This window comes from Sphingobacterium sp. SRCM116780, from assembly GCF_021442025.1.
In the GTDB taxonomy this organism is placed as follows: Bacteria; Bacteroidota; Bacteroidia; order Sphingobacteriales; family Sphingobacteriaceae; genus Sphingobacterium.
Genome location: NZ_CP090446.1, coordinates 4,146,854 through 4,158,119, shown reverse-complemented (window position 1 = coordinate 4,158,119; position 11,266 = coordinate 4,146,854). Strand labels below are relative to the sequence as shown.

Genomic DNA, 11,266 nt, shown 5'->3' with positions numbered 1-11,266 from the left:
AATGAATCCATTTTTAAAAGACGTCGCTATAGATTTAAAAGATCGTTTCGGAGAGAGTTTACACGAAACTGCAATTATATTCAACAATAAAAGACCGATAACTTATCTAAAACAACATTTGGCGGATGTATATGGACAGGCTATTTGGTCGCCACAGTTTTTTACGATTCAAGAATTTTTCAGATTATCAACGAATCTATCGGAGGCAACTCCTATTGCGCAGTTCTTCATGTTATATCATTTACATAATGGTTTGTTAGCTAAGGAAGGGATTGAAGCAGAAACCTTAGAAGAATTTTACCCAATTGCAGAAACGATATTAAGTGATTTTGCACAGTTGGATTATGATCTCGTTAACATCGATGAGATTTTCATGGAATTATTTGACAACACACAGATTGATTTGCAGTTTCAACATTTCACCACCGAGCAACAAGAGTTTATTCGTCAGTTTTGGCAATCGTTCTCCATATCAGAACATTCTGCAGTACAGGAACGTTTTCTAAAACTGTGGAGGCGCCTACCAGTTTTATATCGTGCTTTTAAGGAAGAATTGAAAGCGAAGAAAATGACGAATGTTTCTACGTTTTATCGCGAGATTGTGGAAGAGAAATCTAAAAATCAAACGTTTCATAAAAACTATAAGCAAATCATTTTTGTAGGTTTCAATGCTTTGAACAGAGCTGAGGCTATATTATTTAAAAAATGGCAAGAGGAAGGTTTGGCATTATTCTACTTTGATGCAGATGCTTATTATTTAGATGATAAACAACAAGAAGCAGGTTTGTTTATTCGTCGTAATATCCAACAAACGGGTTTAAAAAATGCTTTAGGGGATAGTCCAAATGTCATTGGCAATCGTCACACAGAGGTGAATCTGTATGCTGCTACGGGCAATGTGAGTCAAACCAAACTGCTTCATGATATTCTAGTAAATCATGAAAAGGATGGTCAATCTTCGGCCATTTTATTAGCTGATGAGTCTTTATTGGTTTCTTTATTACAAAGTTTACCTGATGTGAAACCGAACATTACAACAGGTTTTCCACTTACACAATCGCCAATTTATGGTATCATGGAGTTATGGATGGATGTACAGCATCTGATCACGCATCAGAAAAAGACAAAAATCCCCTATACCTATATTGAAACGTTTATTAATCATCCTTTAACCAACGTTTCTAAAGACGAGAAATATGCTATTCAGCAACTCATTGCAGATAAACAGCTCTTTGAAGTTGATTTCAAAGAACTGACCTTCAAAAGTTCAACCTTAGCACATTTCTTTCAGCCGATCATCAAAATAGAAGAAGCTATAGCCGTATTGATTCACCTGATCGATAATCTACTGGCTAATCTTGCGCAGGAAGATCGCATTAAACAAATTGACAGTAACTTACTTATTGAAGTAAGAAAGACCTTAAACCAACTCCATATAGGCTTGGAGACACTACAACCTCTCAGTATACCTTTTCAATTTGGCCTTATCAATAAAGCCATTGCAAGCATTAATTCTGCTATCGAAGGTAATCCGCTAGAGGGTTTACAGATTATGGGGCTTTTAGAAAGTCGTTGTCTTAATTTTGATCAGGTTTATGTTTTAGGTGCCAACGAAGGTATTTTACCCAAAACATCAAGTTCACCAACCTTTATACCGAATTCGCTTCGACAAGCTTACGGACTTCCAATCTTAGAAAATCAAGATGCTCTTTCAGCCTATCTATTCTATCGTCATTTTCAATACAGTGAGGGAATCCACTTGCTCTATAATGGTATCGTGAGTGAAAGCTCTTCTGGAGAAGAAAGTCGTTTTATCAAACAATTGGAATTTGAAAGTAAATTTCAATTTATCAATCATCATCAACAGCAGAATATCACATTTTTACCAGATCAGGAGGAATTAATCATAGAAAAGAAGGGAAAGATATGGGATAAGCTTATGCGTGATTATGTTGAAAATAAGAAGAAAATTTCGGCAACAGCACTAACGACTTATTTACAATCTCCACTTCATTTTTTTTTAAAACATGTTGCCGAGATCAAAGAACCTCCAAGTATTACACAAGAATTTGAAATGAACAACTTGGGAACGGTCATCCATAATGTGATGGAAAAAGTATATTTACCGTTCAAGGGTGTCGAAAAATTCGTTCCTATTGCTGAATTAGAAAAATCTTTAGTAGTTGTGGATGCTTTGATTATTAATGAGATTATCGAACTATATCAGTTAGAAGGAACCGGACTGCATGCTTTAAATAGCTTACAGCGTATCATGCATAAGATTGCTGCTGAATATGTTACCTTACTGATTCAACATGATATTGATCATTTTATCGGTATTAAGATCATTGAACTAGAAAACGACCAAGATTATGTCATCAACTTTCCTATTCAAATCCAAGGTAAGGAAGAAAATATCAGTATTTACGGTATCATTGATCGTGTAGACGAAGTTTTGTTAAAAGATAAGTCTGTCAAAACACGTATCGTCGATTACAAAACTGGTGCCGATGAAGTTAATTTTAAATCATTGGATAAAGTATTCATAAAGGGCACTGAAAATAAAGCTCTTGTTCAAACGCTGTTCTACACCTATGTTTACGAACAGGTAACTGGTCGAAATGGTATTGAGCCTAATCTATACGTCGCACGTAAAATGCGTGAAGAGGGGACGTTATTTTATGGAAGATCTGAAATACTGGAGGCAGAATATCTAATTGCGGTAAAAAAAGAATTTCAAACATTCTTAAAAGAAACTTTAGAGGAAATTTTTAATCCTGAAATTCCTTTCAAACATGACCCAAAAGCAAAGATATATGACTCAGATCCTTACGTACTGTTCTATAAAAATGCACTAAATGAAGAAGAGATAGAGTAAAAGGTATAATATATCACGAAACAAAAAGCTCCATCGGGTCAAGATCGAGCTTTTCTATGCTGTTTATATATTATATTCTTTTTCGAATTGCTTTTTGTGCTCTCTTTTTCGCCATATCAATTTTATAATCCAACCAACCATTCTTAAAGATTTTTCGCATGGTATCATCAAAATAGCGTGTGATAAATAGATTGCGAGCTCCTTTTAATTTTTCTGAGAAAGTATTTGCCAACGCCCGAACGGAAATTGAATATCCTTCTGTATCGTATTGGATATAATGCCACCATCCTGCAGGCATATACAACGTATCTCCTGGATTAATAACGGCTTCATAGCCTTCAATATATTTTAATCCTGGATAGTCTTCTTCTCTGCTTTTTTTCGGATTAGCGATACTATGAAAATTATAAGGTAATTTATATAATAAATCGGATTGATCATTGGGAAATAACCAAATACGTTTTGAGCCTTGAAACTGTGAGATGAATACATGTGACATATCAATATCAAAGTGATTACGCGTTGCAGAGCCTTCTCCTCCAAAAAACAAATATGGAAGCCATTGTATTACCTTACCACCTGTCACATCGTTATAAATAACATCCTTCTTAAGTTCTGGTCTTATTTTTAACAAATTAAAAAGAAATAAACGCATCTCCGTAGGTTCAGCACTTATTTTATCTAAATATTCAGCAAAAGTCATTTTTCCAACAGGAGGACTTGCAGCATGGTTTTGAGATTCTTCTTCACGACCATAGACATCTACTTGCTCCTGACCTGCTATTTCCTTAAAATAATCATAACTCCACTTCTTCCAACATGCACTATCTTTACTTATAAAGTCTTTGATAATTACAGGCTGACCTTTACTTAAGTAATCTTTTACAAATTCTTTTGGAGTTATTCCTGAGATACTATCAACTGGTTTTAATTTCACAAGCTATCTGTTTTTACAACTACTACAAACTTAAAAAAATATTTCTACTTAAACTTATGCTGTGATTAAAACAATCACTATTGCTAAAGTACTAATTTCGCACATAAATTCGTAGAAATATTCTAAATAACTCAAATGATTATGACCATTTAGCTCATTTTTTAACTTTCTTTAATTATACCTAAAGATCGTGCTTATCATCTATCAAAGCTGCTCAATTTTGGATAATTGACGATGTATAATGGGAAACTCTAGCTGAAATAATTGACTAAAAATCCTTTTAAAACAAAAAAGAGGAAAATTCCTCTTTTTTGTTTTAAAATGTAAGTAATGCTTTATTTGTTCACAATCTTAACATATTCCTCTACAGCCATTGTCATACTTGGTGCTTTTGGCGTAGGTGCCGGGATATCCAAGACTAAACCATGTTCTAGGAGAGCTTGCTGCGTACTTGCTCCAAATGCAGCAATACGTGTTTTATTTTGTTTAAAATCAGGGAAGTTCTCATAAAGAGACTGTACGCTTGACGGACTAAAAAAGACGATGATATCATAAAAAACGTCTTTCAAGTCTGACAAATCACTCACCACTGTCTTGAATAAAACTGCAGGGGTAAACTTATATCCGTTTTCTTTCAACCATTTGCTTGTTTCTTCATTGGCTACATCGGAACATGGAAATAAAAAGTTTTCATCTTTGTGCTTTTTTAACACTTCTTCCAGATCCTTAGCTGTTTGCTTTCCAAAGAAAATTTTACGTTTACGGTATTGAATATACTTTTGAAGATATAATGCTATGGTTTCGGAAATACAAAAATATTTCAACTCGGCTGATACCTCAAATCTCATTTCTTCACATACTCTAAAGAAATGATCAACAGCATTTCTACTTGTAAAAATAACAGCTGTAAACTCAGCAAGATTTACTTTATCCTTTCTTACATCACGAGCAGGAACCCCCTCCACATGAATAAAACCTCTAAAATCAAGTTTTAGATTATACTTCTGCGCGAGGGCAGAATATGGCGATTTATCATTTTCAGGTTTTGGCAAGGTAACTAATATACTTTTTACCTTTTTTGCTCTTTCTACATCTGAAGCTTGCATATTATCTTTTAATTAGCTTAGTAGTCGCACTAATATTAAAATCGGTGCTATTTCTAGGCAGCAAAGATACAAAATTAAATAAAAAACTGAAAATTGCTGTTGTGACACAACATTCAATGCAGTCCTTAAAAAACGGTATAAAAACAATATTACACCAATGAATACGGTAAAATTAAAGATAGAAGAAAGATAATGTAGTGGGACTAAACTTACTACCAATACAGTGGGTAGCAAAAATAACAATGAATTAAAATAAATTAAATATAAGATTGTAACATATTCTTTGACGAGTCTTTGTATCTCAAAAACATAGGCTATAAATCGAATAAATCCTATTTTCAAGGCAAATATAACGGCTATGATGATGGAGACTTTTAAATAATTACTAAAGAACAAGAAGTCAATCTGTTGCAAAACGTAGGCGTAAAATATACAAACGAAAAGACTGAGCGATAAAGAAAAAAGTAAGTACAAAAAGATAAATGCCCATGATGTTAAAATGGTATCCTCCTTACTCACTTGTGCGATAATACGTTCATTAAAATACGCTTGAATAATTAATTTCACATCGGAAGAGAAGAAAAAACGAATGACACCAAATGCTAAAAGAAGAAATAAACTGGTAAATAAAACCCATCTTTTCCGTTCATATTTTAGCACTCCAACATGTATCTTATTTTTTCCTGTAAGATTATTTGAAAAAAAATATTGAGTAACGGCATAGGATTCCATGTTATGGAGAATAATTCGATCTCCATCAATATCCAATATGCGATACGCTGTCGTAGAAGGAGTCAACAACCGTTGATCTTTTGGGATTGCATTATTTGAAACGGTATCTAAAGCAGTAGTAGAATCTGCAGAAACAAGACCTATTGTATCAATCAAATCTTGTCCTTTTGCGTAAGGGGCAAAAGGTAGGAGGAAGAAAAAAACAAATCGAATAATGTAACTTAATTTCACCTGTATAAGCTTTGAAATCTTTTAAGAGTTGTAAAGTTAGGATAAAAATTGATTTTCAAAAAAAGATTCCAAACGCTTTTCTTAACTTCATCAAAAAAATAAGCAATAATTTATGTCAGTAACAAGATGTTTATGGTGTGGCAATGACCCACTTTATATGGACTATCATGATCAAGAATGGGGTAAACAAGTAAAAGATGATCAAACGTTGTTTGAGTTTCTAATTTTAGAATCAGCACAAGCTGGACTTAGCTGGATCACGATATTAAAACGAAGGGAACAATATAAACAAGCATTTGCTAATTTTGATGTACATGCTGTTTCAAAATTCACTCATGAAGATGTAGAAGAAATCTTAAGCAACTCAGGGGTTATCCGTCATCGAGGAAAGATTGAATCTTCGATCACAAATGCACAGATTTTCATTCAGATACAAGCAGAATTTGGGAGTTTTTACCAGTATCTATATAGTTTTATGCCGAATCAGGAAAGAATTGAAAATAACATCGTCACACAGAAAGATGCTGCAGTTACTTCTACAGAATCGGACCTGATCGCTAAAGATCTCAAAAAAAGAGGTATCAAGTTTTTCGGATCGACAATCTGTTATGCTTATATGCAAGCAGTTGGGATGATTAATGATCACCTTGTTTCTTGTAGTTTTAGAAACTAGACAATTATATTTTTATAGATATCTGGAATATTCCGGCCTAAACCATTATAATCCATGCCATATCCTACAACAAATTCTTTTTCTATTTCGAAACCAACATACTGAATGTTTTCAAAATCATATTGTAAACATTCAGGTTTCAATAATAAGGTACATACAACCACACTAGCTGGTAATTGCCTTTCAATAGCCTCAATCGTATATTTCAAAGAGTTCCCCGAATCAACAATATCTTCAACAATGATAACATCCCGCCCTTGGAGATCTATCCCCAATCCAATAAGTTCACTCATTTTACCTTGATCTGTTCCTTCATAAGAAGCTAATTTCACAAAAGAAATTTCGCAAGGAATAACCACTTGTTTTAATAAATCGGTCATAAACATGAAACAACCATTTAAAACACCAATAAATACAGGATTCTTTTGCTCATAACGATGATTGATATCAGTACCTATCAACCGTATACGCTTTTGAATTTGATTTTCATCAATCATCAACTCAAAATGTAAATTATCGATTTCTAATTGTTTCATTTACTTCTTCTCCTCTTCTTTATTTCGACCTAATAATTTATCAAAAATAGAACGTGTATGTTCTTTGGTATGCTCTGTTTCATCTGGAAAAATTTCTTCTCCTTCATCCAATTCAAAATCTAAACTATCAATCGTATCTACATGAGCTGGTCTTGCAGATCTTAGATGTGGTAATAATTCCACTTGGTAAAAACCATAGTTCGACACCGTGGAGTCTACCCCAAGTTGTCCAGTTTTCACCATAATATGACCATAAGTATTAAAATAATGCAACATATTGGATTTTAAATGCCCAGTCCAATCAAAAGAATAGAGGCCTGTTTTGGGACGAGGAACAATACTTGACAAAAAGATGCTCTCTCCTAAAGTCAAATCCAATGGTTTCTTTCCAAAATAATAACGCGATGCTTCCGTAATACCATATACATTGTTACCCCACTCAATCACATTCAGGTATACTTCATAAAGTCGCTTTTTACTAACCTGTTTTGAAGATTCCATTAACCAAACCAAAATAATTTCTTCTACTTTTCGGACAACTGTTTTATTGCGATTCAAAAAGACATTTTTGACCAGTTGCATAGATATGGTACTTGCCCCACGCTTGAATTTCTTTTCTTTTAAATTGGTTGCTATAGATAATCTGAAAGCTTCTTCTTGGAAACCATTATGTGAAAAAAAGAAAGGATCCTCTGTATTGATCAAAGAGATCTGCATATAACGAGAGATCTGATCTAAAGGTGTAAAGTCTGGATTTTGAGAGCCCAATACAATCGTACGCATTGGTTCTCCTTTTTCATATGCGATATATGTAAATGGGGTATTCAATTCTTGTATATTGGCATTTCCCCATTTCTCTATCTTTAGATCTTTGTCATCCATTTTTGAAGAAAAGACGACATCGTTTGGCTTTTTAAAATTCAAGGCAAAATTCAAATCATATTGCATATGCCCTGACACATGAATACCTTCCAATGAATTGAACAATCCTACTGGTATGGCATCAAAAAACTTTTGTGCTTCTATACGGTCTGTATGGATAGCTAATTCTAACTTTTGTTGCGGTTTATGCTCGTATTTAACATAAGGGTTAAATTCAAACTCCTTTACCTTCACCTTACTTTCTTTATCGATTTCAATAGAAGTTTTTCCGATGTTCAAAGCGCCACTCATTACTCCTCCTGGAAATATTACATCTTTATCTGAAATCCGCCAATGATTGAGTTTTAAGTTTTCAAAACCCCAATCTCCTGATAGTGATAGCAGTTCTTTGTTTTTTCGATCTACCTTATTTAATCGAAATGAAATCGCATCGAAACTTGCTTTCAATCCAAACTTTCGTCTCAAAAGTGGTAGTTCAACATCTTTTTTATCAGAAAATAATTTGAGATATAATTCTTTGTCATCTGGATTAACAGTACCTTCTAGATTCCAAACAGCTTCATGATCATTAAGTAAAAATTTTGTCTTCAAATCACCACCAGAAATCTCTGCCTCAGGGATTAGAATTCGTTGTGAGGTACTGTCGTCCTGATAAGATATTTCAAAATTATTCATATCCATATCTTTTGGAATCTTAAAGAATACACTTTTCAACATGCGATCAGCCAAATCAGCGAAATTAGTTTCTGCCTTATCATTTTTTGTACTATCTTTTTCTCTCTTTTTGAAAAGAAAATCATAATTACTCGTTGAATCTTTTTTGACCAATGTTACAGCACTATTATCCATTAGGATTTGTCCGATTTTAACGTCTCCAGATAATAGTGGAAGGATTCGAACAGAAACCGTTAAATCCTGGATATGTGCTAATTGCTCCTTCCCTTTTGGCTGAAGAACAATATTTTGAAATTGAACGGAAGATAGTCCTTTAAAAGAATAATATTGAATCTTAAGATCCAGGTCATATTTAGATGCAAGTTTTTCCTTTGCTTTATTAATGGCGGACAGTAACATGCCGTCTCGTTTTTGATATGCAAAAACACCTCCTGCAATCATAAACACAAAAAGAACTCCAAGTACGATGTACAGAATTCTCATTTTTTTGGAACGGAGAATAGTGGTAAAATTATTGGACATATTATAAAAACGTGTGACTCTCTGTTTTGAATATTCAAATGTAAAAATTAAATCTTAATATCATTAAAAACATATATATGACAAGTTTTAATTTATCATTCAGTAATTTTGTAGTATTAATATTCATGCATCCATAAATTAGATGATAACCAAAGAACAAGTACTAGAAGCTCTATCATATGTGGAAGAACCAGATTTAAAAAAAGATTTGGTTACACTCAACATGATTCAAAATATTGTCATTGACAATCAAAAAGTATCTTTTGAAGTAGTGTTAACTACACCTGCCTGTCCCCTTAAAGATCATATAGAACATGCCTGTCGGAATGCGATTGCGCATTTCATTGACAAAAATATTGCAGTGGATGTCCATATGACATCTCGTGTATTGGGTAAGGAAGGAAATCAATTATCAGGAATTAAAAATATCATCCTCGTTTCTTCAGGAAAAGGGGGTGTTGGTAAATCTACTGTTGCTGCGAACTTAGCATTGTCCTTACTTGCCAAAGGTGCAAAAACTGGTCTTTTAGATGCCGATATTTATGGCCCATCGCTTCCTATCATGTTTGGTCTTGAAGGTGAAAAACCACAATCTGTACAACATGAAGATGGCTCTGTTAAAATACAACCTATTGAAAAATTCGGATTAAAATTATTATCCATTGGGTTTTTCACAGATCCAAACCAACCTATTCCATGGAGAGGGCCGATGGCTACATCTGCAATCAAACAGCTTTTGAATGATACAGACTGGGGTGATTTGGATTATTTAATAATCGATATGCCTCCTGGAACAGGAGATATCCACATTACCGTATCTCAAAATTTCCCTATTGCTGGAGCAGTAATCGTGACGACGCCACAACATGTTGCATTAGCAGATGCTGTTAAAGGTATGGGCATGTTCTTGATGGATTCAATCAACATTCCTTTGTTAGGAGTCATAGAGAATATGGCTTATTTTACACCGGCTGAATTACCAGAAAACAAATATTATATCTTTGGTAAAGATGGAGGTAAAAGATTGGCAGAGGAGTACAAAATACCATTTTTGGGAGAGATTCCTTTATTAAAAGGTATCTCTGATGCTGGGGACAATGGTTTTCCAATTGCAATTGACCCAGAAGATCCAACGACGAAATCTTTCATTGCAATTGCTGAACGTGTAGCACAACAATTGTCTATTGTACAAGCAACAAAATAATCTATTATTTTATACAGAAAGTGGCCTCATGCTATTCAATGAGGCCACTTTATGTATATAAATTATTAATTAAAGCTAGCTTTTACCTAAGCGATTTCCTAGTTTATTATTATTATTTCAAATGGAGCACTACAGGACAATGATCCGAATGTATTGCTTGATTTAAGATCTCTGCAGATTCAATTCGAGATGCTAAGGCATTTGAGACCATATTATAATCGATGCGCCAACCTAAATTTCTTGCTCTTGCTCCTGCACGATAACTCCACCAAGTGTATCGATCTGGCTCTGGGTTCAGATGACGAAAGGAATCGATATAACCCGAGTTAATAAAGTTCTCCATCCACTCTCTTTCCTCTGGCAAAAAGCCCGAAGAATTCGCATTTGATTTGGGATTATGAATATCAATCGGACGATGGCAGATATTGTAATCTCCACAAACGATTAAATTTGGTTTTTCCTGCAAAAGTTGATTAGAATAATCTTGAAAATCTGCAAGGAAACGATATTTAAAATCTTGGCGAATATCACCTGTTGTTCCTGAAGGGAAATAAGTACTCATGATAGATACATCATCAAAATCAGCTCTAATAATACGCCCTTCAAAATCATAATCCTCATGTCCGCAACCGTACTCAACATGTTTTGGAGTTATCCTCGTAAATATTGCTGTACCACTATATCCTTTTTTCTGTGCTGGATACCAATAATGCTCATACCCCAACTGTTCCAAAAGGGCTATTTCTGGAATTTGATCTGGTGTAGCTTTGATCTCTTGAAGACAGACAACATCTGCATTTACTTCTTTTAACCAACCCAACCAGTTTTTCTTAATGGCAGCACGTAAGCCATTCACGTTATAAGTAACTATTTTCACAACAATGTTCGAT

Annotated in this window: 9 protein-coding genes; 3 read left to right on the top strand and 6 right to left on the bottom strand. The window is 34.0% G+C overall.

Annotated elements, in window-relative coordinates:
- Nucleotide 1: 1 nt before the first annotated feature.
- The gene (locus LZQ00_RS17940) at nt 2–2,878 is read left to right on the top strand and encodes a PD-(D/E)XK nuclease family protein (protein WP_234510627.1); all 2,877 of its coding nucleotides are present in this window, start codon (nt 2–4) and stop codon (nt 2,876–2,878) included.
- 70 nt (nt 2,879–2,948) lie between these two features.
- Here the strand turns inward: LZQ00_RS17940 and LZQ00_RS17935 are convergent, their stop codons facing one another.
- From LZQ00_RS17935 to LZQ00_RS17925, 3 genes are all read right to left on the bottom strand, one after another.
- Nucleotides 2,949–3,815, bottom strand: a complete 867-nt coding sequence (locus LZQ00_RS17935) for a cupin-like domain-containing protein (RefSeq protein ID WP_234510626.1) — start codon at nt 3,813–3,815, stop codon at nt 2,949–2,951.
- A gap of 335 nt (nt 3,816–4,150) precedes the next feature.
- Nucleotides 4,151–4,921 carry a uroporphyrinogen-III synthase gene (locus LZQ00_RS17930; protein ID WP_234510625.1) on the bottom strand — a complete coding sequence of 257 codons (771 nt, stop codon included), beginning with the start codon at nt 4,919–4,921 and terminating at the stop codon, nt 4,151–4,153.
- 12 nt (nt 4,922–4,933) lie between these two features.
- Nucleotides 4,934–5,884, bottom strand: a complete 951-nt coding sequence (locus tag LZQ00_RS17925) for a DUF4271 domain-containing protein (RefSeq protein ID WP_234510624.1) — start codon at nt 5,882–5,884, stop codon at nt 4,934–4,936.
- Nucleotides 5,885–5,996: 112 nt separating this feature from the next.
- Here LZQ00_RS17925 and LZQ00_RS17920 point away from each other — a divergent pair, with 112 nt between their 5' ends.
- On the top strand, nt 5,997–6,557 hold the full coding sequence (locus LZQ00_RS17920; protein WP_234510623.1) for a DNA-3-methyladenine glycosylase I: 561 nt from the start codon (nt 5,997–5,999) through the stop codon (nt 6,555–6,557).
- Here LZQ00_RS17920 and hpt read toward each other — a convergent pair.
- Nucleotides 6,554–7,093, bottom strand: a complete 540-nt coding sequence (gene hpt / locus LZQ00_RS17915; protein ID WP_234510622.1) for a hypoxanthine phosphoribosyltransferase — start codon at nt 7,091–7,093, stop codon at nt 6,554–6,556. The two genes, LZQ00_RS17920 and hpt, sit on opposite strands and share 4 nt — an antisense overlap.
- Entirely contained in the window at nt 7,094–9,133 is a 2,040-nt protein-coding gene (locus LZQ00_RS17910; protein WP_234510621.1) for a transglycosylase domain-containing protein, read from the bottom strand.
- A gap of 181 nt (nt 9,134–9,314) precedes the next feature.
- Between LZQ00_RS17910 and LZQ00_RS17905 the strand changes: the two genes are divergently transcribed.
- Entirely contained in the window at nt 9,315–10,376 is a 1,062-nt protein-coding gene (locus LZQ00_RS17905) for an Mrp/NBP35 family ATP-binding protein (protein ID WP_234510620.1), read from the top strand.
- A gap of 112 nt (nt 10,377–10,488) precedes the next feature.
- Here LZQ00_RS17905 and LZQ00_RS17900 read toward each other — a convergent pair whose 3' ends face one another.
- Nucleotides 10,489–11,253 (bottom strand): exodeoxyribonuclease III, encoded by a 765-nt coding sequence (locus LZQ00_RS17900; protein ID WP_234510619.1) that lies wholly within the window; start codon nt 11,251–11,253, stop codon nt 10,489–10,491.
- Nucleotides 11,254–11,266: the final 13 nt, after the last annotated feature.

Bases quoted from the DNA above. Each gene is read 5' to 3' on its own strand.
- LZQ00_RS17940 (WP_234510627.1), top strand. From the start codon at position 2: ATGAATCCATTTTTAAAAGACGTCGCTATAGATTTAAAAGATCGTTTC.
- LZQ00_RS17930 (WP_234510625.1), bottom strand. From the start codon at position 4,921: ATGCAAGCTTCAGATGTAGAAAGAGCAAAAAAGGTAAAAAGTATATTA.
- LZQ00_RS17920 (WP_234510623.1), top strand. From the start codon at position 5,997: ATGTCAGTAACAAGATGTTTATGGTGTGGCAATGACCCACTTTATATG.
- hpt (WP_234510622.1), bottom strand. From the start codon at position 7,093: ATGAAACAATTAGAAATCGATAATTTACATTTTGAGTTGATGATTGAT.
- LZQ00_RS17910 (WP_234510621.1), bottom strand. From the start codon at position 9,133: ATGAGAATTCTGTACATCGTACTTGGAGTTCTTTTTGTGTTTATGATT.
- LZQ00_RS17905 (WP_234510620.1), top strand. From the start codon at position 9,315: ATGATAACCAAAGAACAAGTACTAGAAGCTCTATCATATGTGGAAGAA.